General features: G+C 65.0%; 25 protein-coding genes. 19 read left to right on the plus strand and 6 right to left on the minus strand.

Annotation, left to right across the window (positions count from 1 at the left end; translation table 11 throughout):
• The first annotated feature begins 8 nt into the window (after positions 1 to 8).
• From modA to AAG565_RS11020, 17 genes are all read left to right on the plus strand, one after another.
• Positions 9 to 779, plus strand: coding sequence for a molybdate ABC transporter substrate-binding protein (modA, locus tag AAG565_RS10940; protein WP_348819630.1), 771 nt, complete (start codon positions 9 to 11; stop codon positions 777 to 779).
• Positions 779 to 1,459: a molybdate ABC transporter permease subunit gene (modB, locus tag AAG565_RS10945; protein ID WP_348819631.1), complete on the plus strand. Its 681-nt coding sequence runs from the start codon at positions 779 to 781 to the stop codon at positions 1,457 to 1,459. The genes modA and modB overlap by 1 nt, the downstream gene beginning before the upstream one ends.
• A complete protein-coding gene (locus AAG565_RS10950) occupies positions 1,440 to 2,549 on the plus strand; it encodes an ABC transporter ATP-binding protein (protein ID WP_348819632.1) in 1,110 nt (369 codons plus the stop codon). Before modB ends, AAG565_RS10950 begins: the two co-directional genes overlap by 20 nt.
• Entirely contained in the window at positions 2,546 to 3,523 is a 978-nt protein-coding gene (locus tag AAG565_RS10955; RefSeq protein WP_348819633.1) for an arsenic resistance protein, read from the plus strand. Before AAG565_RS10950 ends, AAG565_RS10955 begins: the two co-directional genes overlap by 4 nt.
• Before the next feature lie 118 nt (positions 3,524 to 3,641).
• Entirely contained in the window at positions 3,642 to 4,928 is a 1,287-nt protein-coding gene (locus AAG565_RS10960; protein ID WP_348819634.1) for an acetyl-CoA C-acetyltransferase, read from the plus strand.
• A 202-nt stretch (positions 4,929 to 5,130) separates the two neighbouring features.
• Positions 5,131 to 6,468: a sodium-dependent transporter gene (locus tag AAG565_RS10965; protein WP_348819635.1), complete on the plus strand. Its 1,338-nt coding sequence runs from the start codon at positions 5,131 to 5,133 to the stop codon at positions 6,466 to 6,468.
• A gap of 19 nt (positions 6,469 to 6,487) precedes the next feature.
• Positions 6,488 to 8,158 carry an alanine/glycine:cation symporter family protein gene (locus AAG565_RS10970; RefSeq protein ID WP_348819636.1) on the plus strand — a complete coding sequence of 557 codons (1,671 nt, stop codon included), beginning with the start codon at positions 6,488 to 6,490 and terminating at the stop codon, positions 8,156 to 8,158.
• Positions 8,159 to 8,184: 26 nt separating this feature from the next.
• Complete coding sequence (hemH, locus tag AAG565_RS10975) at positions 8,185 to 9,228, plus strand: ferrochelatase (protein ID WP_348819637.1); 1,044 nt, start codon at positions 8,185 to 8,187, stop codon at positions 9,226 to 9,228.
• A gap of 181 nt (positions 9,229 to 9,409) precedes the next feature.
• Positions 9,410 to 9,856 (plus strand): pilin, encoded by a 447-nt coding sequence (locus tag AAG565_RS10980; protein WP_348819638.1) that lies wholly within the window; start codon positions 9,410 to 9,412, stop codon positions 9,854 to 9,856.
• 77 nt (positions 9,857 to 9,933) lie between these two features.
• Positions 9,934 to 10,368: a pilin gene (locus AAG565_RS10985; RefSeq protein ID WP_348819639.1), complete on the plus strand. Its 435-nt coding sequence runs from the start codon at positions 9,934 to 9,936 to the stop codon at positions 10,366 to 10,368.
• A 20-nt stretch (positions 10,369 to 10,388) separates the two neighbouring features.
• Positions 10,389 to 12,278, plus strand: coding sequence for a hypothetical protein (locus tag AAG565_RS10990; protein ID WP_348819640.1), 1,890 nt, complete (start codon positions 10,389 to 10,391; stop codon positions 12,276 to 12,278).
• Positions 12,279 to 12,336: 58 nt separating this feature from the next.
• Complete coding sequence (locus AAG565_RS10995; RefSeq protein ID WP_348819641.1) at positions 12,337 to 13,506, plus strand: DegT/DnrJ/EryC1/StrS family aminotransferase; 1,170 nt, start codon at positions 12,337 to 12,339, stop codon at positions 13,504 to 13,506.
• Between the two features lie 48 nt (positions 13,507 to 13,554).
• Positions 13,555 to 14,643: a hypothetical protein gene (locus AAG565_RS11000; protein ID WP_348819642.1), complete on the plus strand. Its 1,089-nt coding sequence runs from the start codon at positions 13,555 to 13,557 to the stop codon at positions 14,641 to 14,643.
• Between the two features lie 10 nt (positions 14,644 to 14,653).
• A complete protein-coding gene (locus AAG565_RS11005) occupies positions 14,654 to 15,484 on the plus strand; it encodes a class I SAM-dependent methyltransferase (protein ID WP_348819643.1) in 831 nt (276 codons plus the stop codon).
• Positions 15,485 to 15,508: 24 nt separating this feature from the next.
• Positions 15,509 to 17,005: a lipopolysaccharide biosynthesis protein gene (locus AAG565_RS11010; protein WP_348819644.1), complete on the plus strand. Its 1,497-nt coding sequence runs from the start codon at positions 15,509 to 15,511 to the stop codon at positions 17,003 to 17,005.
• On the plus strand, positions 17,002 to 17,958 hold the full coding sequence (locus tag AAG565_RS11015; protein ID WP_348819645.1) for a glycosyltransferase: 957 nt from the start codon (positions 17,002 to 17,004) through the stop codon (positions 17,956 to 17,958). The genes AAG565_RS11010 and AAG565_RS11015 overlap by 4 nt, the downstream gene beginning before the upstream one ends.
• Positions 17,959 to 17,962: 4 nt before the next feature.
• Positions 17,963 to 18,739: a class I SAM-dependent methyltransferase gene (locus AAG565_RS11020; RefSeq protein ID WP_348819646.1), complete on the plus strand. Its 777-nt coding sequence runs from the start codon at positions 17,963 to 17,965 to the stop codon at positions 18,737 to 18,739.
• Positions 18,740 to 18,745: 6 nt separating this feature from the next.
• On the opposite strand, the gene AAG565_RS11025 is transcribed toward AAG565_RS11020, so the two are convergent.
• From AAG565_RS11025 to AAG565_RS11050, 6 genes are all read right to left on the minus strand, one after another.
• Positions 18,746 to 19,786 (minus strand): glycosyltransferase, encoded by a 1,041-nt coding sequence (locus tag AAG565_RS11025; protein WP_348819647.1) that lies wholly within the window; start codon positions 19,784 to 19,786, stop codon positions 18,746 to 18,748.
• Positions 19,783 to 20,694 carry an NAD-dependent epimerase/dehydratase family protein gene (locus AAG565_RS11030; protein ID WP_348819648.1) on the minus strand — a complete coding sequence of 304 codons (912 nt, stop codon included), beginning with the start codon at positions 20,692 to 20,694 and terminating at the stop codon, positions 19,783 to 19,785. Before AAG565_RS11030 ends, AAG565_RS11025 begins: the two co-directional genes overlap by 4 nt.
• Entirely contained in the window at positions 20,691 to 21,842 is a 1,152-nt protein-coding gene (locus AAG565_RS11035) for a glycosyltransferase family 4 protein (protein ID WP_348819649.1), read from the minus strand. Before AAG565_RS11035 ends, AAG565_RS11030 begins: the two co-directional genes overlap by 4 nt.
• The gene (locus tag AAG565_RS11040) at positions 21,842 to 22,714 is read right to left on the minus strand and encodes a glycosyltransferase family 2 protein (RefSeq protein WP_348819650.1); all 873 of its coding nucleotides are present in this window, start codon (positions 22,712 to 22,714) and stop codon (positions 21,842 to 21,844) included. Before AAG565_RS11040 ends, AAG565_RS11035 begins: the two co-directional genes overlap by 1 nt.
• 165 nt (positions 22,715 to 22,879) lie before the next feature.
• Positions 22,880 to 23,200 carry a nucleotidyltransferase domain-containing protein gene (locus tag AAG565_RS11045; RefSeq protein ID WP_348819651.1) on the minus strand — a complete coding sequence of 107 codons (321 nt, stop codon included), beginning with the start codon at positions 23,198 to 23,200 and terminating at the stop codon, positions 22,880 to 22,882.
• Positions 23,197 to 23,628 (minus strand): nucleotidyltransferase substrate binding protein, encoded by a 432-nt coding sequence (locus AAG565_RS11050; protein ID WP_348819652.1) that lies wholly within the window; start codon positions 23,626 to 23,628, stop codon positions 23,197 to 23,199. Before AAG565_RS11050 ends, AAG565_RS11045 begins: the two co-directional genes overlap by 4 nt.
• Before the next feature lie 164 nt (positions 23,629 to 23,792).
• Here AAG565_RS11050 and pilB point away from each other — a divergent pair, with 164 nt between their 5' ends.
• Positions 23,793 to 25,535: a type IV-A pilus assembly ATPase PilB gene (gene pilB, locus AAG565_RS11055; protein ID WP_348819653.1), complete on the plus strand. Its 1,743-nt coding sequence runs from the start codon at positions 23,793 to 23,795 to the stop codon at positions 25,533 to 25,535.
• A gap of 18 nt (positions 25,536 to 25,553) precedes the next feature.
• Positions 25,554 to 26,774 carry a type II secretion system F family protein gene (locus tag AAG565_RS11060; protein ID WP_348819654.1) on the plus strand — a complete coding sequence of 407 codons (1,221 nt, stop codon included), beginning with the start codon at positions 25,554 to 25,556 and terminating at the stop codon, positions 26,772 to 26,774.
• Positions 26,775 to 26,776 lie beyond the last annotated feature (2 nt).

Genomic DNA, 26,776 nt, shown 5'->3' on the forward strand with positions numbered 1-26,776 from the left:
GACACGCCATGGCCCGACTGCTGTGTCTGCTCGCCACCGGGCTGCTGGCACCCGCACTGTTCGCACAGCAAGTGCCGGTGGTGGCCGCCGCCGCGGACCTCAAGTTCGCGCTGGAGGACATCGCGGCCACCTTCCAAGCGGACAGCGGGCAGCGCGTGAAGCTGAGCTTCGGCTCGTCCGGCACCTTCGCCACGCAGATCCGCAATGGCGCCCCGTATGCGATGTATCTGTCGGCGGACGAGGACTATGTCCTGCAGCTCCACAAGGACGGCTACACGCGCGATGCGGGCACGCTCTACGCGATCGGCCGCATCGTGCTGATGGCGCCGCCGTCGTCGGAGCTGGCCGTGGACGGCGAACTCAAGGGCCTCGCCGAGGCGCTCAGGGCCGGCCGGATCGCGCGCTTCGCCATCGCCAATCCCGAGCACGCGCCCTACGGCCGGCGCGCCGAGGAAGCCCTGCGCCACGCCGGGCTGTGGGACGCGATCCGGCCGAAACTGGTGTTCGGCGAAAACGTCTCGCAGGCGGCGCAGTTCGCCACCAGCGGTTCGGCGGCCGGCGGCATCATCGCGCTGTCGCTGGCGCGCGCGCCGCAGATGCAGGATCAGGGACGCTACGCCCTGATCCCCGCCGGGTGGCACGAACCGCTGAAGCAACGCATGGTGCTGTTGAAGCGCGCCGACGCGACCGCCGAGTCGTTCTACCGTTATCTCCAGGCGCCTGCCGCGCGCAGCGTGATGCGCCGCTACGGCTTCGTGCTGCCGGACGAGGCCGACTGATGGACTGGCAGGCACTCAGGCTCACGCTGCAACTCGGCGCCGTGACGGTGCTGCTGCTGCTGCCCGCCGCCTTGTTCGCAGGCCGCGGGCTGGCCTATGGACGTTTCCGCGGCCGCGCCGTGGTCGAGGCACTGCTGGCCGTGCCGCTGGTGCTGCCGCCCACCGTCGTCGGCTATTACCTGCTGGTCGGTCTCGGCGGCCGCTCGCCGATCGGCCAGTGGATCGAGGGTCTCACCGGCGCGCCGCTGGTGTTTCACTTTTCCGGGCTGGTGGTGGCCTCGCTGATCGTCAACATCCCGTTCGCGGTGCAGCCGATCCAGCGTGCCTTCGAGACCATCCCGGACGAAGTGCGCGATGCCGCCGCCTGCTGCGGCATGGGTTTCTGGCGGACGCTGCTGCGCGTGGAACTGCCGCTGGCCTGGCCCGGCGTGCTGACCGGCCTGGTGCTGACCTTCGCGCACACGCTCGGCGAGTTCGGCGTGGTGCTGATGGTCGGCGGCAGCATCCCGGGCGAGACCAAGACCGTGGCGATCGCGATCTACGACCGCGTGCAGGCTTTCGACTTCCGCTCGGCCGGGCAGATGTCGCTGCTGCTGCTGCTGTTCTCGGTGACCGTCCTGGCCACCGCCACCGCGCTCGGCCAGCGCTACGGGAGGCGGCGTGTCCTGCCGCAGCTCTGAGTTCCGGCTGCAGGTCCGCCAGGGCCGGCCGGTTCCGTTCGACGCCGAGCTGAGCTGCCGCGGCGGCGAGGTGCTGGCGCTGGTCGGTCCCTCGGGCAGCGGCAAGTCCACGCTGCTGCGCATGATCGCCGGCCTGTCGCGGCCGGCGTCCGGTTCGATCCGCTGCGGCGAGCGGCCGTGGTTCGATGCCCAGACGGGCGTGAACCTGAGCCCGCAGCAGCGGCGGGTCGGCTACGTGCCGCAGCACTACGGACTGTTCCCGCACCTGTCGGCGCTGGCCAATGTCGAGGCCGGGCTGGGCCATCTGCCGCGCGGGCAACGGGCACGGCACGCCCGCACCTGGCTGGAGAAGGTGCATCTCGATGGCCTGGCGTCGCGCCGGCCCGCCGAGCTGTCCGGCGGCCAGCAGCAGCGCGTGGCCCTGGCGCGCGCACTCGCGCGCGAGCCCTCGATCCTGCTGCTCGACGAACCGTTCTCGGCGGTGGACCGCGCCACGCGCGAGACGTTGTACGGGGAACTGGCCGAGCTGAAGCAGGAGCTGGTCCTGCCGGTCGTCATGGTCACGCACGACCTGACCGAGGCGCTGCTGCTCGCCGACCGCATGAGCCTGCTCGATCAGGGCCGCACGCTGCAGACCGGCGTGCCGCACGAGGTCATGGCTCGGCCGGTCAGCGCCGTCGCCGCGCGCCTGATGGGCTTGCGCAACGTGTTCGGCGGCCGGCTGATCGAACACGACGCGGCGGCCGACCGCAGCTGGATCGGGATCGGCGGCCTGCGCTTGGCCAGCCGATACCGCCCGGAATTCGCACCGGGAAAGCCGCTCGACTGCGTGCTGCCCGACGGCGCCATCCGCCTGCCCGGCATCACCGACCGCGCCCTGCCCGACGGCCCGAATCGCGTCGAGCTGAGCCTCGTCCGCCTGCTGCCGATGGGCGAGGAGGTCCGCATCGACGCGCGGCTGCCCGGTGTCGAAGCCATGCTGCACTTTCAGGTCTCCGCACGGCTGACCGAAGTTCTGCGCCTGTCGCCGGGCGGCAGCGTACCGGCGGTGCTGCGCGAAGACCGGCTGCACCTGATGGCACCGCCATGACCCGGCTGGACCTGGAGCGTGGGCAGGTCTGGATCTACCTCGCGGCGATCGCCGCGGGACTGCTGACCGGCAGCGCGCTGCCCGGCAGCGCGCCGGCGCTGGCGGCGCTGCTCTGGCCGGCCCTGATGGTCCTGCTCTATGCCACTTTCGTGCAGGTGCCGCTGCTGCACCTGCGGGCGGCTTTCGCCGATCACCGCTTCGTGGCGGCGGCACTGACCGGCAACTTCGTGCTGGTCCCGCTCGTCGTCGCCGCGCTCGCATCCTTGCTGCCGCCCGATCCGGCGCTGCGCCTGGGCGTGCTGCTGGTGCTGCTGGTACCCTGCACCGACTGGTTCATCACCTTTTCGCAGCTGGGGCGCGGCGACACGCCGCGCGCGATCGCGGTGACGCCGCTCAACCTGCTGCTGCAGCTGCTGTTGCTGCCGGTCTATCTGTGGCTGATGGGCGGTGCCGGCGTGACCGGCGCACTGACGCCCGCACGGGCCGCGCCGGCACTGGCCATCGTGCTGCTGCCGCTCGCCGCCGCGGCGCTGAGCGAACGCTGGATCGAGGCGCGGCCGCAGCGCGCGGCTGTGCGCGAGACGCTGGCATGGTGGCCGGTGCCGCTGCTGGCGCTGGTCGTGTTCCTGATCGCCGGCGCGCAGGTCGCGGCGCTGGGTACGGCGCTGGCCGCCGTGCCGCGCGTCGTGCCGCTGTTCGCGGCATACCTGCTCCTCGCGGCGCTGCTCGCGCGCCGGCTCGCCACGCTGTTCCGCCTGCCGGCACCGCAGGGGCGGACGCTCGCCTTCAGCCTGGGCACGCGCAATTCCTTCGTCGTGCTGCCGTTCGCGCTGACATTGCCGCCGGGCTGGGAGGTCGCGGCGGTCGTCATCGTCATCCAGTCGCTGGTCGAGCTGTTCGGGATGGTCGCCTACCTGATCTGGATTCCACGCCGCCTGTTCCCCGACCCGCCCGCCGGTCGCCCGGCCGGCTGAGTTCAGCCCGCGCGGTTCGCCGGCAGGCGGATGCACCTGGCGCACCGGCAATAGCCACGGTCACAGGCGCGCCGGATAATCGGCGCAGGTTCCCTTTCCCCCTCCTCAGGAGCATCCGATGAAACCCTACGGCCGCAAGGTGGCGATTCTCGGCGGAGCGCGCATCCCGTTCGCGCGTTCCAACACCGCGTACGCGACCAAATCCAACCAGGACATGCTGACCGCCGCGTTGAAGGGCGTCGTGGACCGCTTCCAGCTGCACGGCGAGCGCCTCGGCGAGGTCCAGGCCGGCGCGGTGCTCAAGCACTCGCGCGACTTCAACCTGTGCCGCGAGTCGGTGCTGTCGTCGGGGCTGTCCGCCGATACCGCAGCGTCCGACGTGCAGATGGCCTGCGGCACCGGCCTGCAGGCGGCGATCAACGTCGCCAACAAGATCGCGCTCGGCCAGATCGAGTCCGGCATCGCCGGCGGCGTGGACACGACCTCCGACGCGCCGATCGAGGTCAACGACAAGCTGCGCAAGATCCTGCTCGAAGTGAACCGCGCCAAGACCGGCACGCAGCGCCTCAAGGCACTGGCCAAGTTCCGTCCGTCGATGCTGGCGCCGGCGATTCCGACCAACGGCGAACCGCGCACGCGCATGAGCATGGGCCAGCACTGCGAGGTCATGGCCAAGGAATGGAAGATCCGCCGCGAGGACCAGGACCTGCTCGCGCTCGAATCGCACCAGAAGGCCGCGAAGGCTTACGACGAAGGCTTCTTCAGCGACCTGATCGTGCCCTTCGCCGGGCTGGAGCGCGACAACAACCTGCGTGCCGACGTGTCCCTGGAGAAGCTCGCGTCGCTGGCGCCGGCCTTCGACCGCAAGTCCGGCCAGGGCACGCTGACCGCCGGCAACTCGACGCCGCTGACCGACGGCGCCTCCGCGGTGCTGCTCGCCTCCGAGGACTGGGCCGCGTCGCGCGGGCTGAAGCCGCTGGCCTACCTGACGCACATGGAAACCGCGGCGGTCGATTTCGCCGGCGGCCGCAAGGAGGGCCTGCTGATGGCCCCGGCCTACGCGGTGCCGCGCATGCTCGCCCGCGCCGGCATCAAGCTGCAGGACTTCGACTTCTACGAGATCCACGAAGCCTTCGCCGCGCAGGTGCTGTGCACGCTCAAGGCCTGGGAAGACCCGAAGTTCTGCAAGGAGCGCCTGGGCCTCGACCAGCCGCTGGGCACCATCGACCGCAGCAAGATGAACGTCAAGGGCGGCAGCCTCGCCGCCGGCCATCCCTTCGCCGCGACCGGCGGCCGCATCCTCGCGTCGCTGGCCAAGATCATCCGCCAGAACGGCGGCGGCCGCGGCCTGATCTCGATCTGCGCCGCCGGCGGCCAGGGCGTGGTCGCAATCGTTGAGGGGTGAGCCGGAGTGACGCCGGAGCGCCGGTGGCGCTTTAGGCCCGGCGAACGCCCGGCCATGGATGGCAACACGGCGCTGCTGAAATGCAAGAGCAACGAGCCCGGCCGCGCGCCGGGCTTTCTTTTCGGACGGCTCTGAGGGCGTTCCCGCTGAGACACTGCAGCCGAGTCCGGCATAATCCGCCCTTCTTACCGGGGGATACGGAATGAGTGTCGGCAGGGAGAACTGGGGCAGCCGTTTCGGCTTCATCATGGCCGCGGCGGGTTCGGCGATCGGCCTCGGCAATGTCTGGCGCTTCCCGTACATCACCGGCACCAACGGCGGCGGCGCCTTCCTGCTGATCTACCTGGGCATCATCGTCGCGTTCGGCGTGTCGCTGGCGCTGGCCGAGATGGTGGTCGGCCGTACCGCACAGCGCAATCCGGTCGGCGCGTTCCGCGCACTCGGCGGCGCGCGCTGGGCCGGTGTCGGCTTCCTCGGCGTGTTCACCGGCTTTGCGATCCTGTCGTTCTACATCGTCGTCGCCGGCTGGACGCTCGCCTACATCGTGCAGTCGCTGCGCGGCGGCCTGCACAGCACCGATCCGAAGGTGCTGGAAGCGGCGTTCGGCGCCTTCGTGTCCGACCCGGTCGCGCCGATCGTCTATGCCGGCCTGTTCATCGGCCTGACGGCGTGGATCGTCGTCGGCGGCATCGCCCGCGGCATCGAGCGCTGGAACAAGATCCTGATGCCGGCGCTGTTCGTGATCCTGCTGGTCCTGGTCGCGCGCGCGCTGACGCTGCCCGGCGCCGCACAGGGCCTGTCGTTCTACCTGGTGCCGGATTTCAGCAAGGTCAGCACGCGCACCTTCTACGACGCGATCTCGCAGGTGTTCTTCTCGCTGTCGATCGGCATGGGCACGCTGCTGACCTACGGCTCCTACCTGTCGAAACAGGAAAACCTGCCATCGGCGGCGCTGACCGTCGTGCTGCTCGACACCTGCGCCGCGGTGCTCGCCGGCCTGATGATCCTGCCGGCGGTATTCGCCTTCGGCTTCAACCCGAGCGCCGGCCCCGGCCTGACCTTCATCACGCTGCCTGCGGTGTTCGCGTCGATGCCTTTCGGTGCCGTGTTCAGTGTGCTGTTCTTCACGCTGCTGGCGATCGCGGCGCTGACCTCGGCCGTGTCCATCCTCGAACCGATGGTCGCGTATTTCGTGGACGAGCACGGCCTCGACCGCCGCCGCACGGTGATCGTCGCCGCCTGCGTCTGCTTCCTGCTCGGCGTGCCGGCCTCGCTGTCCTTCGGCCTGTGGAACGGCTTCACGCTGTTCGGCAAGACCTGGTTCGACCTGATGGACTTCCTGTCGAACAACCTGCTGCTGCCGATCGGCGGGCTGCTGACCGCGCTGTTCGTCGGCTGGGCGTGGGCGCAGCCGGCAGCGCACCATCTGTCCAACGAAGGCAAGCTGCACCAGCCGTGGTCGCCGCTATGGCTGTTCGTGCTGCGCTATGTCGCGCCGCTGGGCATCCTCTGGATCCTGCTGTCCTCGCTGCTGAAGTAAACCACCGCGGACCGCCCTCATGGACGCCTTCTTCGCCGCGCTCGACGCGATCAATGCCGTGATGCTGGGCGTACCGACGCTGCTCGGCCTGCTGTGCATCGGCCTGCTGTTCACCGTGTGGAGCCGCTTCGGCCAGTGGCGCTCGCTGACCCATGGCGTGCAGCTGGTCCGCGGCCGGGTGCCCGGCGTCTCGGGTCAGGGCAAGGGCGCGCTGTCGCACTTCCAGGCGCTGTCGGCGGCGCTGTCGGCGACCGTCGGCCTGGGCAACATCGGCGGCGTGGCGATCGCGGTATCCATCGGCGGGCCGGGCGCGGTGTTCTGGATGTGGATGGTCGGCCTGGTCGGCATGGCGCTCAAATCGACCGAGGTCACGCTGTCGCTGCTCTACCGCAACACCGACGATCCCGCCAACCCGCACGGCGGCACGATGTGGGTGTGCAAGAAGGGCCTCGCCGAGCTGCGACCGCAGCTCGCCGGCGTCGGCGCGGTCGCCGGCGGCCTGTTCGCCGTCGCGCTGATCCTGTTCGGCATCACCGGCGGCAACATGTTCCAGGCCTGGAACGCGTCGGAGATCGCGCGCGCCTACTTCGGCGTGCCGACCTGGATCTCGGGTCTGGTCATGGCGCTGCTGGTCGGCGCGGTGATCCTCGGTGGCATCCGCCGCATCGGCCAGATCGCCGGCGTACTGGTGCCGGTGATGTGCGGCCTCTACGTGCTCGCGGCGCTGTACGTGATCGGCGCGAACCTCGATCGGGTGCCCGGCATCTTCGCGCTGATCCTGCGCAGCGCATTCGCACCGGCCGAGGCCGGCGGCGCCTTCATCGGCGCGAGCCTGGGCACGGCCTTCATCTTCGGCATGAAGCGCGCGCTGTTCTCGTCGGAATCCGGCCTGGGGTCGGCGCCGATCGCGCATTCGGCGGTGAAGACGCCGGAGCCGGTCACCGAAGGCGTGGTCGCCGGCCTCGAACCCTTCATCGACACCATCGTCGTCTGCACGATGACCGCGCTGGTCATCCTGATCACCGGCCTGTGGAACCGCGGTCCCGCGGTGAGCTGGGACACACCGCCGGCGCTGGTCGCCGCCGGCCCGCAGCAGTGGGCGCCGGCGCTCGACTGGCTGCCGGCCGGCGCCGATCCGTCGCTGCTGACCGGCGACCAGGTGTTCGTCGTCGTCGGTCATGCCGACGGTACGCGCGGCAAGCTGTTCGGCAACATCGCCGGCAGCGGCGACGCGCGCTCGGTCGTCTGGCGGCCGCTGGTCGCAGCCGAAGCGCCGCGCATCGTCGAACCCGGCGTCTTCGCCGACTACCCCGGCTCGACGCTGACGGCGAAAGCCTTCGATTCCGTGCGTCCGGGCCTGGGCCAGTGGATGGTCACGATCACCGTCTGGCTGTTCGCGATCTCGACGATGATCACCTGGAGCTACTACGGCGAACAGGGCGTGGTCTATCTCGCCGGCAGCCGCTGGGTCGTGCCCTACCGGCTGCTGTGGTGCGGCCTGGCATTCGCCGCCTGCCTGGGCTTCATCCGCACCGACGTCGAACTCGACACCGTCAGCACCGTCGCGCTGGGCTTCATGCTCGCGGTCAACCTGCCGACCATGCTGCTGCTCGGCCACCGCGCGATGCGCGCCTGGCAGGACTACTTCGAACGGCTCGCCGCCGGCCGGGTCGGACAGCGCCCGGACTGAACACCGCCGCCGATCCAGCCCCGATGATGAATGCCATCACCGCGCCCTCGCGGATCGATACGGCGCCACCACCGGCAACCGGGACCGGCGTGCTGCTCGTCAATCTCGGCACGCCTTCGGCGCCGACCGCGCCGGCGATCCGCCGCTACCTGCGCGAGTTCCTCGCCGACCGGCGCGTGGTCGATCTGCCGCGCCTGCTGTGGTGGCCGATCCTCTACGGCTTCATCCTGCCGCTGCGGCCACGCCGGCTCGCACACGCCTACGGCGCGATCTGGACGGAACGCGGCTCGCCGCTGCTGGCGATCGGACGCGATCAGCAACAGGGCCTGCAGCAGCGGCTCGGCCACCGCGCGACCGTCGCGCTGGCGATGCGCTACGGCGAACCGTCGGTGACCACGGCACTCGCCGGACTGCAGGCGCAGGGCGTGACCCGGCTGCTGGTGCTGCCGCTGTACCCGCAGTACTCGGCGACGACCACCGCCTCGGTGCTCGACGCCGTGTTCGACGCCTGCCGCCCGCTGCGCGCGGTGCCGGAGCTGCGCACGGTCAACGACTACCACGACGACGCGGGCTACATCGCCGCACTGGCGGACTCGGTCCGGCATCACTGGGCAACCCACGGGCGCGGCGACCACCTGCTGCTGTCCTTCCATTCCATCCCGCAGCGCTATGAAGACGCCGGCGACCCCTACGGCCGCCACTGCCGGCAGACCGCGCAACGACTCGCACAGCTGCTCGACCTGCCGGCGGACCGCTGGAGCCTGAGCTTCCAGTCCCGCGTCGGCCGTGCGCAGTGGCTGTCGCCCTACACTGACGAATACGTCACCGCCCTCGCCGGCCGGGGCGTGCGCCGGCTCGACGTGATCTGCCCCGGCTTTGCCGCCGACTGCCTGGAAACGCTGGAGGAAGTCGCGCTGCGCTATGCCGCCGACTTCCGCCGTGCCGGCGGCGAGGTTCTGCGCTACATTCCCGCGCTCAACGCCGAACCGGCGCACCTCGACGCGCTGGCCGCACTGGTCGAACGCCATCTCGCCGGCTGGCCCTGCGGCGATCCCACAGGAGACTTTTGACAAATTCCGTCACTCACTGACACAACTGGGCCGACCCGTCCGGTCGGCATGTAGATAAATTTGACTAAGCGCCTGGTTTTATTGAGTTGCACCGCAGCATGAGCCTTGGCACACAGGCTGCGTAAGAAAAGGCGCACGGGGAGACGTTCCGGTGCATCACCATCCAATTGGAGAGTTTCAAATGAAGAAGCAGCTGCAGAAGGGCTTTACGCTGATCGAGCTGATGATCGTCATCGCGATCATCGGCATCCTCGCCGCCATCGCCATCCCGGCCTACCAGGACTACATCGCGCGCTCGCAGGCGTCCGAGGCGGTCTCGCTGATGTCCGGCGGCAAGACCCCGCTGGCGGAGTTCTTCTCCGACAAGGGCGTCTGGCCGAGTGCCGCGGCGTCCGTGATGGGCACGCTGTCCGGCAAGTACGTCGCCACCATCGAGATCACTGGAAACACCGGCGGCACTTCGCTGCCGATCGAACTGACGGCGACGATGAAGGCTCAGGATGTCAACAAGAACATCATGGGCAAGACCGTCATCATGACGTCCACGAGCGGCAGCAGCTGGACCTGCAAGCCGGGCGGGGCCAATCCGATCGATCCGAAGTACCTGCCGGCGGCCTGCCGCGGGTGATCGACTCGTGACCAGGGAAGGCTGCACGCGGTCGGTGCAGCCTTCCTCGTTTTGAACGTCACCGCAGACGCGAAGCCATGGACCTTCGGAGCAATCGGGGTTTCACGCTGATTGAGCTGATGATCGTCATCGCGATCATCGGCATTCTCGCCGCCATCGCGATTCCCGCGTACCGGGATTACGTGGCCAAGGCGCAGGCCGGCGAGGCGATCACGCTGTTGATGGGCAAGAAGGTCCCGATGGCCGAGTTCTTCAACAGCGCCGGACGCTGGCCCGCCGACGTCGCCAGTGTGGCGGACCAGGGCAGCACCGGCACCTTCATCGCCACGGTTTCCATCACCGGCGGCGCGGGATCGACGGGTGTGGTGCAACTCACGGCGCATATCCGCGCAACCAACGTCTCCACCCTCATCGCCAACCGCAACGTTCTCATGACCTCGTCGGACGGCGCTCACTGGACTTGCAGTTCCAACGACATTCCATCGCGATACCTGCCGGCAGCCTGCCGGTAAGCGCGATACACGTACTCCGCTTGCAGCGTTTCCTGCCCGCCGGATTCTGGCTGCTGGCGCTCGCGGCGTTCTGGCTGCTGTATCGGCCCGGCCTGCCCGGCGGATTCATCTTCGACGACTATCCCAACCTTCAGCGACTGGCCACCATCACCACCGGCCGCTGGCAGGAACTGCTGTCCTACGCCGTTCAGGGCATCGCCGGCCCGAGCGGCCGCCCGCTGTCATTGCTGACCTTCGCGCTGCAGCACGACAGCTGGCCCGCGGATCCCGGGGCGTTCAAACGGATCAACCTGCTGATTCATGCAATCAATGCCAGCCTGCTGTGGTGGTGCTTCGCACGCCTGGCGCAACTGATGAATCTGCACCAGGGCCGATGGATTGCACCCATCGCTGCCGCGCTGTGGCTGCTGTGGCCGATCCAGGTCAGCTCGGTCCTGTACGTCGTGCAGCGCATGACCCTGCTGGCCGCGACGTGCATGTTCCTGGGGCTGGCGCTGTATGTCGAGTCACGCTCCGTTCAGCCGCGCGCAGCCGGGACGACGACGAACAAGGCACACGCTCTATTTCTGCTTGCGCTGTTCGTGGGAATCGGCCTCGGCATGCTCTGCAAGGAAAATGCGATCGTCTTTCCCTTGCTGGTGCTCGCCGTGGAAGCAACGTTGCTCAGCCGCGTGCGTCGGCCGCCGCGCCTCTGGCTCGCGGGGCTGTGGCTTCCTCTCGCCGCCTTTACGATCTACCTGCTGGTGTTCCTGCAACCCTGGCAACACTACGGAAACCGTGCCTTCGACATGACCGAGCGCGTGCTTACCGAAGGCCGCGTGCTCTGGATGTATGTGCAGCAGATCGTGCTGCCCTCGGCGGGGTCGCTGCGGTTTCTCTACGACAACTACCCGGTTTCCACCGGCCTTTTCGCGCCGTCCACCACCGCGCTGGCCTGGACGGCATGGCTCGCGGTGATCATTGCCGCATGGCAGTCGCGCAGGCGCTGGCCCGTCGCCGCATTCGCGGTGTTGTTCTTCCTCGGCAGCCACGTCCTGGAATCGACCATCGTGCCGCTGGAACTGGTCTTCGAGCACCGCAACTACCTCGGCAGCCCGGCGATCGCCTTGTTCCTCGTCGCCGGATTGACAGGCATCACGCAGGTGCGTCCGAGCGTGCGACTGGCGCTCGGCGCTCTCTACTTCGTCATGCTCGCCGTGGTGACCTTCAACATCACCTCGCTCTGGGGCAATCCCCTGCTCCAGAAGAAGGTCTGGTACATGCAGAATCCGGATTCGGCCCGGGTGCATACCACCTTTGCGGCAGCAGTGCTCGTGGAAGGGTACCCCGAGGAATCCGCGCGCCTGCTCGACATCGCGATCGAGCGCTTCCCGACGAACAGCGCCCTGGCCATCGCCCGAGCCGAGATCGGCTGTTACGTCCCTGAACTGCGCCCGGCTTCACTCGACCAGGCCATAGCCGCCGCCGCGAAAGGCGACGGAGAGATCCTGACTGCCGTACAGTTCCTGGATCGAATCGTCAACGCATTCAGCGAAAACCACTGTTCTGCATACTCTGCTGCGGAGATCGTTGACCTGCTCCGCGCCGCGCAAGACAACCCTGCGTTCCAGCCGCGTCTGTGCGATCTCGTCCTTCTCGAAGGCATCGTCTACAGCGCGATCGGCGAAACCGATCGTGCGCGCGAACGACTTCAGCGGGCTCTGGAACTGGACCGTCGTCCCCGCACGCTCATTCAGGCCGCGAGCTGGGAACTGAGCAACGGCAACACGATCGAAGCACGCAAGCACCTCGACGCACTGCACAAGCTGAGGGAAAGCAAGCCAATCCAGTATTTCGCCGTTCTGGACGACGTGAAGCTGCTCGAACTGCGATACCGTGCACTGACCTCAGACTCCGGAAGCCCGGAATGACGATCATGTGCGAGTGTGGTTGCGCGTACCCGATCCGGCCGCGAGAACCGAGACCATCGTGAAAACGATCCGGAATGCCAGCGACCTGGCCATCAACGGCGCGCCCCCGGCCTTCCCCGAGCCGATTCATGTCGGCCGCCCCAACCTGGGCGACCGGGAACGCCTGCTCGCCTACACCGCAGAGATCTATGATCGACGCTGGCTGACCAACAACGGCCCGCTGGTCCAGGAACTGGAACGACGGCTGGCGGACTTCCTGGGGGTCAAGCACTGCGTGGCCATGTGCAATGGCACCGTCGCGCTGGAGATCGCCATCCGCGCGTTGGGTCTGGAGGGCGAGGTGATCATCCCCTCCTACACCTTCATCGCCACCGCACACGCCTTGCACTGGCAGGCGATCACCCCGGTTTTCGCGGACATCGATCCGAGTACACACAACCTGGATCCGGACAGCGTCCGGCGCATGATCACGCCGCGCACGACCGGCATCATCGGCGTACACCTGTGGGGACGTCCCGCGCCGATCGAGCCGCTGCAGGCGATCGCCGACGAGCATGGCCTGGCCCTGATGTTCGACGCCGCCCACGCCTTCGGCTGCAGCCATGGCGGGCGGAAGATCGGCGGATTCGGCCGCTGCGAGGTGTTCAGCTTCCACGCGACCAAGGTGTTCAATACCTTCGAAGGCGGCGCCGTCACCACTGACGACGACGAGCTCGCCGAGGCCCTGCGCCTGATGCGCAATTTCGGCTTCAAGGGTTACGACAACGTCGTGTACCCGGGCACCAACGGGAAGATGCCGGAGATCAATGCGGCGTTGGGGCTGGTCAACCTCGAATCGCTGCCCCGCTTCGTCAACCACAATCGACGCCGATATCAGGACTACGCGGAAGCACTCTCGCCACTCGGCCACCTTCGACTGTTGCAGTATCGAAGCGACCAGCAACCGAACTACCAGTACGTCGTCGTCGAGTTGGATCGAAGTGTTGCTGGGCTTCGGGACAAGATCGTCGCCGCGCTCCAGGCCGAGAACATCCTGGCGCGCAAGTACTTCTGGCCCGGCTGCCACCGGATGGAGCCGTACAGATCACTCTTTCCGCACGCCGGCTTGCTACTGCCCGTGACGGAGGACATCGCATCGCGGGTGATCGTGCTCCCGACAGGGAACACTCTTCCACCTGCGTGTCCAGCCGTGTGCGCGGCCGTCTTAAAGTCATCGCGCGACTGTTGACCACAATTCTCAGCACGGCCTTCACTATCCTGCCCTCGTGTCATCGTTATGCAAGACGGAACCTTTCTTTTGTTCTCCGGCTATAACGACCGGGCGGTTATTGCGCTCTGCAGATTCTTCCACAGCCAACATCTGCCCTTTGCAATCGTTGCAGCCGACCACAACGATTCAATATTTAAGACATCATGGAAGAGCAATGTAATTCTGACCAGGGACGATCGGCTCATCGATCTGCGCCTGTTCACGAGAATCCGAAATGTTGCGACTGAATTGGGAATCCGTTCATTGATCTATTGCCCTACGACTGAATTCTCCAATGTCTTCGTGCTCGCCCATCGCCAAGATCTGCAAACCATGGGCTGGCACATACCGATGCCATCCGAATCCCTGTATCTGCTGCTCTCCAACAAGGCGACGAGCCACGCGCTCATTCATCAAGTGTGCGGAATACACCCCCCCCCACACTTGAATTGGCACGAAGCAGCAAGCCCCTGCGTATTCAAGCCAAAGACCAATGTCGGTGACGAGAGGGTGAACTATCCGCTCATCTGCTTGAGCGAATCCGAAGTGCTGAGGGCGAAATCAGTGCTCAATCCCGATAACTGGTTTGCGCAGACATATATCAAGGGACAAAGCCACTACCTTTGTGGCTATCTCGCTCGAGACGGCCGACGATCCTATTTTTGGCAATTGAATCTTCTCCAGCAATCCGGTGGAAAATCAATCGTTCTGGCGCGAACGGGACATAATCCAGGACTCGATGAGGAGGCGTTATTCGACAGACTCTCATCTGTCGGGTACTTCGGCCCGTGGATGATGGAACTGCTGCAAGACTCTTCAGGCACCCTGCACTTTGTTGAAGTCAACCCCCGCTTCTGGGGTCCCCTCCAACTCGCCGTTGATGTATGCCCGCGCATTTTGCACCTCTTTTCTTCAGACTCTGGGCATTCCACTGATGACTTTCATTGCGACACGTCTTCTATATATTGGTATGCGTGGGCACATGGCCGTCGCGCGGCGACGTGCATGTATTTCCCAGCTGCAGATTCTTTGACTGCGCCCGAAATTGACGAGTTGATTGCACAGCACGATGTATACGGGCGAGAAGATACCGCAGCATTACACGGCAAACATTGAAGATCCCACAATGAACGACTTGCGATCAGCAGTGGCAGACCGCCTTCGCAAGCTACTGGAGGCACAGAGTAAGCACAGCGGTTACCAGTCGCTTCACCCTGCACTTACGTCTGCTGTGGGACTTGAATTGGCTGCTCCCGGGAAATATGAGCAGCAGCGGCTTGCGTACATGCATGAGCACTCTTCTGTCAGAGGGCTACATGTCCTGGATATCGGTGCCAATACGGGCTACTTCAGTCTTGGCGCCCTAGCTGCAGGTGCAGAGAAGGTCGTTTCGGCCGAAGGCAATCCCGCTCACGCAGCCTTTCTTAATGAAATTGCACAGTATCTCGATATTTCACACAAACTGGAGGTCCGTTGCGAGTACCTTAGTTTCCTGGATGCCGGATCAGACTTCTTCGATTTCATTTACTGCCTGAATGTCCTGCATCACGTGGGAGATGATTTCGGCGACCGCGATATTTCGATTCATCAGGCGAAGCACCTCATCCTTTCGAGCCTCAACGCATTGGCGACGACCTGCGGAATGATGTGGATGCAGATCGGTTTTAACTGGAAAGGGGACAGGGGCAAGCCTCTCTTCACGAGCGGCACGAAAAGTGAGGTCATTGAATTCATTCGTTCTGGCACCGTAGATTCGTGGAGCATCGAAAGGATTGGATTATTTGATCCGACAACGGAGCGGTACTCGGACTTGACGCCATCCAATCTTCGGCGATTCGAGTTCTTGGGCGAGTTCCTGAATCGCCCTCTGTTCTTGATGAAGAGCAAGGTCGCGCGCCCGGCCAAACCAAACCTTGTCGCCGACAGCAAGCGCCTGCCGTCGAGCGGCAGATCCTGAACCCGACTGTTGGGTCGCCAGGCAGTGGCTTACAAGAGTTCGGCGGAAAAGAGCGCCACAAAGGCCCAGATTGATCCCCGCAGCGCAGCATGGGCTCTCGTAGAAATATGCTTCCGCTACGGCGGACAGTTGATCGTAACGCTCGTTCTGGCGAGGCTGCTGCAGCCAGCCGATTTTGGCCTGGTCGCCATGCTGCTCGTGGGAACGAGCATTGCCATGCTTTTCGTCGATGCCGGCCTGGGGCCCGCAATCGTCCAACGGCCAATACTTTGCCCGGACCATGAGACAACTGCATTCTGGTTCATGACCATCGTTGCCGTTCTGGCCTGGTCACTCCTCGCTTTGTCATCTCCGTTGGTCGCAAACGCCTTCGGCGAGCCGCTACTCGCGCGACTGTTGCCGGTGATGGCACTCACGATATTCTTCAATGCGCTCGCCGCAGTCCCGGATGCACTCATCACTCGATCGATGCTGTTCAAGCGTCGTGCTGGGATAGAGGCCATCTCGGCGATCGGATCAACCGGTCTGGCCCTTTTGACGGCGGCGATGAACTTGGGGGTATGGGCACTTGTGGTTCAAGCGGTTGCTGCAGCAGCGCTCCGCGCCGCAGCGTGCTGGCTGATCTCTGGATGGCGCCCCGCGGGCCGGATTCGCAGACACTCGCTGACGCAGCTCTTGGGTTTCGGCGGCAACCTGATGGTCGCAGGACTGCTGGACGTCCTATCGCTGCGCTTGCAGTCCGTTCTGATCGGTCGCCTGTACGGGAGTTCAACCCTGGGCCTCTATACGGTCGCCTATACCTGTTTTCAGGCGCCGGTTTCGATCGTCTCGGCGATGTTGAACAAGTTCGGCCTCGCGGTGCTTTCGCGCGCGGCTGGCCATACGGAGAGCCTGAGAGTGACGCTGCAAATTTCGGTTCGGAGTGCAACCTTTCTGTCTGCGCCGGTGATGCTGACGATCGCCTTGCTCTCCGAGCCGATCGTGCAGGCCGCCTTCGGCCCCCAGTGGATCGGCGCGGCTCCGCTTCTGGCGATCCTCGCGCTCAGCGGGATGTTCTGGCCCATCCACGTGCTGAATCAGGTCGCAATCAATGCCATCGGGCGGTCGGATCTGTTCCTGAAGCTGGCGATTGCCAAGAAGTGTCTCGCCATCACACTGATCGTCATGGGCAGCCTGTGGGGTGCCGTCGGGGTCGCCTACGCTTTACTGGCGTCCAGCCTGCTGTCACTGGCGCTGAACGCTCGATACCTGGAGACGCTGATGCAGTACGGGATGCGTCCCCAACTCCGCGACCACGCCGATACACTGCTGGCACTCGGCGCGCAGACCGTCACGGGCCAGTTGGTCCTCGTGACTCTCGATCCCGGTGGCTGGCGCACCGGATTCCTCGTGGCGGCCCCATTGGCCGCCTACTTCGCAACTGCGTTTCTGATCAGGCACCGAAGCTTGCGTGACATCGGTGAACTCCGGCGGATGGCCCACACACAGCTGGCCGCAACGGCATCGGGCGATACAGCGTGAGCATTCCGGATGTCAGCATCTGCATCATGACCTTCAACCAGAGCCGGTACATCCGGCGCTGCGTCGAGAGCGTTCTGGAGGAAACACTCGAACTGCGCGCCGAGATCATCGTCGGCGATGACCTCTCGACTGACGACACCCCCGCCATCGTTGAGTCACTGCGCATCCAGTATCCAGGACGCCTCCAGTATGTCCGCCACCCGCAGCGACTTGGCGCGTCGCAGAACACGCGGGCGCTCCTGGATAAGGCCCGTGCTGATCTGATCGCCCGTGTCGATGGCGACGACTACTGGCTGCCTGGCAAGCTCCGCAGGCAGCTCGCGTTTCTGCAGCGGCACCCCGACTGCTCTGCGGTTTACACGAACGCGGTAACCATTGATGAGCAAGGCCATGAACTCGGCTTGTTCAACAATGTCGGCGACGAAACAATGGATCTAGACAGCCTGCTCCGGCGCGGCAACTTCTTGTGCAACAGCTCCGTGCTGTTCCGGTCTATGCACAAGCAGCAATGGCTTTCGATCGAGGGGGATCTCATTGACTACCGTGCGCACTTGCTGCATGCCCAGAATGGTCCCATTGGGCATATCGGCGAACCGCTGGTCGCCTACCGCGTCAACGCGGTCGGCTCGCTGGTCAACGAAGCGAATGCTCGCGTTCGCGAGCTTTATTGGGACGCGATCCTCAGTGTCCCGAGAGACAAGGTCAGTCAGCGCGCCTTCGCGGAAGGACTGGCCGACTTCTGGCGGCGGGTTGCTCTGCGTTCGATCCGCGAACGTCGGCCGGACTTGTTGCGCCGGTGGACGCCTGCGGTGCTCTCGGCATCCCCGTACCCCGCATCGGTGACGCTGGCCTTTTGCGCGTTCGCGTTCGGGCGCGCAGTCGTATCTGAACTTGCCGGGCGCGCCACCACACTCGTTTCGAGCGATCGGCCGCACATCCTCTACAGACGTTGATTCGATGCGCTCGATCAATCCACTCAAGATGATCCGGTACGGACTGTCCGGCTTCGTTCCAGGCGGTCGGTACTACTGCGTCTGCTGCCGACATTCGGTCCGCGCGTTCATGCCATACAGGTCCGGTGGCGGCGGTGTGGCACCGCTGATGCAATCGGTCCGCATGGCGGGCAGTGATGTCGATCATTTCGAGTGCCCACGCTGCGGTGCGCACGACAGGGAACGTCACCTCCTGCTGTACATGACAGCGTCGGGCCTACTGCAGGACCTGGCCGGCAAGCACATCGTGCATTTCGCGCCGGAGAAGCGGTTGCCATTGCATCTCGCACGGATGAAGCCGGCCTCTTACATCCTCTGCGACCTGTATCCGACTCGTCCCGAGATCAGACAGGTTGATTTGCTGGACATGCCGTTCGCATCGGAGTCCGTCGATCTGCTGATCGCCAATCATGTTCTGGAACACGTGGCCGATGACTCGATCGCACTCCGCGAGATTTTCCGCGTACTTCGATCTGGCGGCATGGCGATACTGCAGACGCCCTACTCCCAAGTGCTCGAACGCACCTGGTGCGATCCGGGCATCACCGACCCGCAAGCGCGATTTCACGCCTATGGCCAGGAAGACCACGTGCGTCTGTACGGCAAGGACATCTTCGACCGAATTGCGAGTTCCGGCCTGATCCCGGATATCGCGACACACGAAGAACTCCTGCCGGACATCGATGCGCTGAAGTTCGGCGTCAACCCCGAGGAACCGTTCTTCCGCTTTCGCCGCGGCTGACACTCGTCACGTCCGCTGACCCGTGCCGATTTCCGGCACACCATGGCGAGCCAGGAGTCTGAGCTTCTGGAGCGTGCATACGAACGGACGCAGATACGCGCGCAAGGACACCACCCTGCTGCGCTGCACCTGCCGCCGGCACGCGATCAGGCGCGGCATTTCGCGGATCAGATCGATGAGCGCTTTCATGTGTACCTGACCAAGAATGCGAATGTTCAGGCGCAGCACGCTCAGAACAAGACCCTCCGCGAGAATCAAGCCGGCATGTAATAACAACCAAGGCCACACCAGTACCGTCGGTGTCGCGATGAACAACACGTAGCTGCGATTCCGCTCGCTCAAGTAGCGCCGTTGAATGGTCGTCCGCAGCCGGCCGGACTGCAGCTTGTTACCGCCGAAGCTGACGCCCTGTCGGTGCCGGTATCCGCTGGCATCGGGCACGAATACTGAAACCCCACGCAATCGTGCGACGGCGCACAGGTAGAGATCCTCGCCGATCGAGCCCATCCACTCCGGAAATCCGCCCGTTTCCATCCACAGCGACCTTGGAAGCCACATGCAGGCACCGATGACGAAGGCAGCCGTCACAGGTGCGCTGGCACGAATCGGCACGGGGTAGTACGCGAGATCCAGACGGCAGCCCCGATCGACCAGCGCGCCGGTTTCCCAGTCGTACTGCGGCAGACTGAGGATCGCCGGCCCGGCCTGCGATCTCGCGTAGCGCAGAAGAGTGTCCAGCGCATCATCGAACAGGGCGGCGTCATTGTTCAGCAGCAGGATGAATTCGCCCCTGGCCTGACGAACCATGCGGTTGTTCGCCACGCAGAAACCGACATTCGCCGCGCTCTCGATCAGGACGACCCGGGGATATCGGTCCCGGATCAACCGGACGGAACCGTCCGTCGAAGCATCGTCGTGAATGATGATCTCGACCGGAATATCGACGCTCTGCCGCAGGATCGAGTCGATACAATCGACGAGCATGGCCTCGCCGTTGTAGTTGGCGATACAAACCGAGATCACCGGCGTCGCCTGCCGCTGGCTCACTGATTCGCTCGGTACCACGCCCAGGCACGCCCGAGTCCTTCGGCCAGGGACACCGCCGGGTGCCATGCGAACCGATCGCGAGCTGCAGTGTTATCGGGCACGATGGCGCGGACGTCCACGCGCCGCGCGGCGCGATACTCTCGCCGCAACGGGTGTCCGGTGATCCGATCGATCTCATCGAGCAGGGCATTGAGCGTCGTGCCATGACCCGCGGAAGCATTGAACACCGACAAGCCCCGCGGCAGATCGTGTGCGATGGCGACGCCACACAGTGCAACGAGGTCGTCCACGTAGAGGTAGTCGCGCAGGCTCGTGCCATCGCCCCAGATCGTGAGTGCGCGTCCATGCAGCGCGCAATCGAAGGCCGCTGGAATGATGCCGAAGTCTGCGCGCCGCGGCTGGCCGGGGCCATAGACGTTGGACGGCCGGATGACCACACCGGTGCCGCCATACTGCGCGGTCCATGCGTGCATGAAGTGCTCGGCGGCCGCCTTGCCGGCGCCGTGATAGGAACGCGGACGCAGAGGGGCCGACTCAGTGGCCGGCTGCACGCAGTCGCCATAGAGCGTGCCAGCCGACGACAGGTAAAGCAGCCGTCGATCGGGCAGTGCCTGCAGTGCCTCGATGAGAGCCAGCGTGGGCCTCAGGTTGCCCTCTAGCTGAGGTCGGGCCTCACTGCTTCCCGGCGTGCTCGAAGAAGCTGCGTGGATCACGGCATCGCAACGCGCCAGCAACGGCATGAACTGGTCCACGGCATCGAAGCTTGCGACGGCGTTCTCGATCAGCGCACTGTCAAACGACGCGGGGCGGCGCGTCGCGGCGATTACTTCGATGCCCCGCGTGGAGAAAAACGCACACAAGTGCCGTCCGATGAAACCCGCAGCGCCGAGCACGAAGACACGCTTCACGGCTGTGCGCCCTTGTCCATCAGCCGACGGTAGATGTCGGCGTAGCGGCGCGCGCAGTCGTCCCAGGTGCCGACTTCCTTGCTCGCCCAGGTCCGCGCCGCACTACCGATCCGCTGATTGGAAACATCGTCCTCGATCACACGGATGGCCTCGGCAGGCGACTCGCCGTCGGCGACCAGCATGCCCGTGACCCCGTCGCGAAGAAAGCTGGCATGTGCCGCGATGTCGGAGGCAACGATCGGTAGCGCCGACGCCATCGCCTCGAGCATGACCTGCGGTCTGCCCTCGGCATGTCGGCTCAGCGTGATCAGTCCGGTTGCTTGCGGAAACCAGGTCTCCCGCAGCACGTCCGGGCCCAACGGGCCGTGATAGTGCACCCACTGAGGAACCACGATGTCCTCCTGCATCGGTCCGATCAAGTGCAGTTCCCGTTCGCCAGACTGGAAAAGCGGCGCACAGGAATCGAACAGCGGGCCGAGCTTGGCCGCCGTCAATCGCGTCACCGCCAGCCAGCGGTGCGGGCGCACGCGGCGGCCACGATCGACAGCGAACCAGCCGGGATCGATGCCGAACGGGACGAATCGAACCTCCGCGATGTCACCGAACGCCTCGCGCAGTGGCGCGAGCATCCAGTCGGCGTTGGGGCAGATTGCCGTCGGCCTGCCCCGGAATACCCGGCGCAGCATCGCCTTCATCAATGGCAACTTCAACAGCTGCAGGTCGGTACCGAGTACAGAAACCAGCAGTGGGCGCCGATCGTGCGGCATCGGCAACGCGTTCTGCAGCCAGTTCACATGGAAGACGTCGATGTCATGACTGCGTCGATACAGCCGCCGCAGGTAAACGAGCAGGCGCAGAACCTCGGCGCCACCGCGCAGCCCCGCACTGCGGTAGAGGTGCGCGATGCCGCCGGCCGCCATCAGCCGCGAAAGCCACTGCCGCTCTTCGGTCAGTACATCGACTTCGACGGAGGGGTGGGTCTCGCCGGGCGGCGCCCAGAGCCGCAGCCTCAGGTCTTCACGCCTGCCCACGGCATCGGCGAGGTGACGGATGAAAAGACCGCGCCAGTCGCGCAAGTCTTGCGGATACGACGTGCTCACCATCAAGACGCGCATGTTTCCGCGAAGCGGCTCGTCGGTGGCGCCCATCATCCGTGTTTTCGGTCAGATCGGGTCGATAGATAGGTGAGGCCCGTGATCTGTTCCGACATCAGACCGGCCAGGAAGATGATCACGGACGCACTGAATAGCAGCGCGCTCATGTTGGTGAATCGCCCCTGGGTTGCGAACGTATAGCCGTAATAACCCAGGCCCAGGCTGAAAAACGACGCGCTCACCGGCACGAACAGCTTGAGCGGCGAGTACAGCGTGGCGATCTTGAAGATGATCAGCAAGAAGCGGACGCCATCTCGGAAAACGCGTATGTGGCTCGTGCCGACCCGTTGATGCGCCACGATTGGCTGATAGGCGACGCCATAGGCGCTGCGAAAGAAGGCCATCGTGATCGTCGTGGGATACGAGAAGCCGTTGGGCAGCAGGTGCAGGAACTCGCGGAACTTGTCGGCGCGCACGGCGCGGAAGCCGGAGGTGAGGTCCAGGATCTGGTGACCCGTCATCCAGGTGGCGATGCGGTTGTAGAGCGCATTGGCAAGTCCGCGGTGCAGGCTGGCCTGACCGCTGGCGTCACGGGCACCGACGACCATGTCGTAGCCCTCATCCAGACGCGAGAGCAGGCGCGGAATGTCGGCGGGATCGTGCTGGCCGTCGGCATCCATGAAGACGAGGACGTCGCCCTTCGCGGCACGGGCCCCACGCTTGACGGCGGCTCCGTTGCCCATCGAATACGGCGACGACAGGCAGGTGACACCGCTCTCATCACAGAGGTCGCGCGTGTTGTCGGTGGAGCCGTCGTCGATGACGATGATCTCCGCAGACGGCTGGGCCTGCTTGAGCCGCGGCAGCAGCGTTCTGAGAGATTCCGCCTCGTTCTTGGCGGGGAGGATGATGCTTAGGTTTGGCACTGCGGTTCGTCCACTCAAGTCCGCGCGGTCGCGGCGTATTCTGCGGTAAGTTTCGGGACAACGCTTGCTGGTGGTGGCACTGGAGCAGATGAAGCTCGGACAGCGGGATATCGGGATCCGGGTCAAACACGTCGATCGGCTGCCCCCCGAGCGGCGCTGTGAGCGTCATAGCAGGCGTCCCTCGCGCAGGATGCTCGCCTTGAGCGGCTCGCTCTCGATCAAATGAAACGCCGAGAGGTCGATCTTGTAGGGCAGCCCGAGTGCGTCGAGGGCCTGCTCGATCCGCAGCAGACGTGTGGACGTGATCTCTCCAAACAGGCAGAGGTCGATGTCCGATCCCTCACGGTACCGACCGGTGGCGCGCGATCCGTAAAGAACGGCCTTTTCCACGCCGGCGAAGCCGGAAAGAACCCGGCGCAACGCAGCCAGCGTCTTCGGCGGAAGCCCCGTCGCTGCATCGTCAACAGGCGTGAAAGCATGTGTCACGGCTGAGAGGCACTGGGGATCTTGCGGGCCAGCGTGTCGCGCAGCTGATGAAACAGCCGCTGGTAGTGATCGATCACATGTTCCACGATCGCCAGCGCGGTGCCTTCGTGGTACGTATGGGACTTCCGGTTACGGTCCGACAGCATGTCCATCCACTGCTGCCCGTCCGCGATCAGTCCTCGGGCGAATGCCTCGCGGATCGTGTCCCGGGAACCGACCAGGCCGGTGATGCCTTGCCATTCCAGGTAGTCCTTGAGCGTGGTCCAGGCCAGTTCGTACGTGAACTCGAAGGCCTGGATCAGGCCCTGCCGCTCCAGTTGCGACAATGGGCGCCGGGCATTGAGCGCAATAGCGTCGTCGAGCTGGGCCAGCGCGCGGATCAGGTTGTTGTGACGCAGTACCCAGCGTGGAGCGGACAGCATGCTCATGTTGGCTCCCATGACCCCTGTGACCGCAGGCGGACCGCGAGGATCGTAACGCATCCCCGTGCCGCCTTTTCCACCACGGCACGGAACCGTTCGGCCCCGGCCAGGGAATTTGACCTCGGCGAACGACAGCCTATAGTTCCATTCCGGCCTGCGAGAATGGGTTTATGGCGATTTCTCCTGCACCACAGAGCGGCAATGTCTTCCTCGGCGGTCTGGCGCGGCGCCTGGCCGCGGACGGGCTGTTGAGCGAGCAGGCCGCCCGTGACTACCAGGTCAAGGCGCTCAAGGACGGCGTTCCGTTCGTCAAGCTGATCGTCGATGCCAAGGCGGCCAAGCCGCTGGCGATCGCCGAGATCGCCAGCCTCGAATTCGGCGTGCCGCTGATGGATCTCTCCGCCCTGGAGATCGACCCCATGATCGCGCGGGAGGTCAGCGAAAAGGTCCTGCGCAAGGCGCACGCACTGCCGATCTTCAAGCGCGGCAAGAAGACCTATGTCGCGGTCTCGGATCCCACCAATCTGCAGGCGCTCGACGAGATCAAGTTCGCCACCGGCAACCCGACCGAGGCGATCCTGGTCGAGGAGGACAAGCTGGCGAAGGCCATCGAGGCCGCCATCCAGGCGCAAAGCGCCCAGGAGATGAACCTCGGCGACGCCGACCTCGAGGGCCTGGCGATCGAAGGCGGCGAGGAGGGTGGCGAGTTCGGCCACGACGTGTCGAAGGCGGATGCGGAAGATGCGCCGATCATCCGCTACATCAACAAGATCATGGTCGATGCGATCAACATCGGCGCATCCGACATCCACTTCGAGCCCTACGAAAAGAGCTATCGCATCCGCTACCGCCGCGACGGCGAGCTCAAGACCGTCGCGACGCCACCGATCAACCAGGCGGGCCGCATCGCGGCGCGCGTGAAGGTCATGTCACGGCTGGACCTGGCCGAACGCCGGGTGCCGCAGGACGGCCGCATCAAGCTGTACCTGTCCAAGAACAAGGCGATCGATTTCCGCGTCAGCACCTGTCCCACCCTGTTCGGCGAGAAGATCGTCTGCCGTATCCTCGATCCGTCCAGCGCGCAGCTGGGCATCGATGCGCTGGGCTACGAGCCCGAGCAGAAGGCTGCCTATCTCAAGGCGCTCGAACAGCCACAGGGCATGATCCTGGTGACTGGTCCGACCGGGTCCGGCAAGACCGTGTCGCTGTACACCGGCCTCAACATCCTCAATACCGAGGACATCAACATCTCCACGGCCGAGGATCCGGCGGAAATCAATCTGCCCGGCATCAACCAGGTCAACGTCAATCCCAGGGTGGGTCTGACCTTCGCGGCGGCCCTCAAGGCGTTCCTCCGCCAGGATCCCGACGTGATCATGGTCGGCGAAATCCGCGACCTGGAGACCGCGGAGATCGCCATCAAGGCCGCGCAGACCGGCCACCTCGTGCTCTCGACCCTGCACACGAACGACGCGCCGCAGACCATCGTGCGCCTGATGAACATGGGTGTGCCGGCCTACAATCTGGCCTCGACGCTGACGCTGATCATCGCCCAACGCCTGGCGCGCCGGCTCTGCAAGGAGTGCAAGCGGCCAGCGACCATCCCTGCCGCCGAGTTGATCAAGCAGGGCTTCACCCAGGAGGAGATCAACGACCCCAAGTTCAAGATCTTCGAGGCGGTGGGCTGCGATCAATGCGACAACAGCGGCTACAAGGGGCGTACCGGCATCTATCAGGTGATGCCGTTCTCCGAGGCGATGGGGCGCATCATCATGGAGGGCGGCAACGCGATCGACATCGCCGACCAGGCGCAGAAAGAGGGCATCAAGGATCTGCGTCAGTCGGCGCTGCTCAAGGTCAGGAACGGCATCATCGACCTCGTTCAGGCCAATGCCTGCACGGTCGGCGACTAAAACGAGTGAGGAACGACTATGGCGCAGGCACTGGCCGTCAAGGAAGCGACCTTCAAGTGGGAAGGCACGGACCGCAAGGGCAACCGTGTCAAGGGTGAGACCCAGGCGCCGAACGAGGCTTTCGTCAAGCAGCAGCTGCGCCGCCAGGGCATCAATCCGGTCGCGGTGCGCAAGCAGTCGGCGCTGTTCGGCAAGCGCAAGAAGAAGATCACCACCGGCGACATCGCCATCTTCCTGCGCCAGATGGCGACCATGATGTCCGCCGGCGTGCCGCTGGTGCAGTCGCTGGAGATCGTCGGCCGCGGCCACGACAACCCGAGCATGGGCGAGATGGTGATGGCGATCAAGGCAAACATCGAGGGCGGCGACTCGTTCGCGCAGAGCCTGGCCAAATTCCCGCTGCTGTTCGACGACCTGGTCATCAACCTCGTCGCCGCCGGTGAGAAGTCGGGCACGCTGGAAACCCTGCTCGACAAGGTGGCCACCTACAAGGAGAAGACCGAGGCGATCAAGAAGAAGGTCAAGAAGGCGCTGACCTACCCGACCGCGGTGATCATCGTCGCGTTCATCGTCACCGGCATCCTGCTGTACTTCGTCGTGCCGCAGTTCCAGGAACTGTTCCAGGGATTCGGCGCCGACCTGCCGGCCTTCACGCAGATGGTGGTCAACCTGTCGCTGTTCGTGCAGGAGAAGTGGTGGGTGATCGGCCTGACGATCGGCGGCATCGGCTACGGCTTCTTCGAGGCCAAGCGGCGCTCGGCGGCGTTCCGCAGAATCCTGGACCGCGTGATGCTCAAGATTCCGGTGGTCGGCGACATCCTCTACAAGTCGGCGGTCGCCCGCTTCGCGCGCACGCTCTCGACGATGTTCGCCGCCGGCGTGCCGCTGGTCGAGGCGATGGACCCGGTGGCCAAGGCGACCGGCAACATCATCTTCCAGGAAGCGGTGCTGGTGATGCGCGACCAGGTCGCCACCGGCCAGCAGCTGCAGCTGACCATGCAGCAATCCGGCCTGTTCCCCAACATGGCCACACAGATGGTGGCGATCGGCGAGGAGTCCGGTTCGCTGGACGCGATGTGCGGCAAGGTCGCGGACTTCTACGAAGCCGAGGTGGACAACCTCGTCGATGCGCTGTCGAGCCTGCTGGAGCCGATGATCATGGCGATCCTGGGCGTGCTCGTCGGCGGCCTGGTCGTCGCCATGTACCTGCCGATCTTCAAGATGGGCATGGCCGTCTAAGC

The organism is Fontimonas sp. SYSU GA230001 (assembly GCF_040066175.1).
Classification (GTDB): domain Bacteria; phylum Pseudomonadota; class Gammaproteobacteria; order Nevskiales; family Nevskiaceae; genus Solimonas.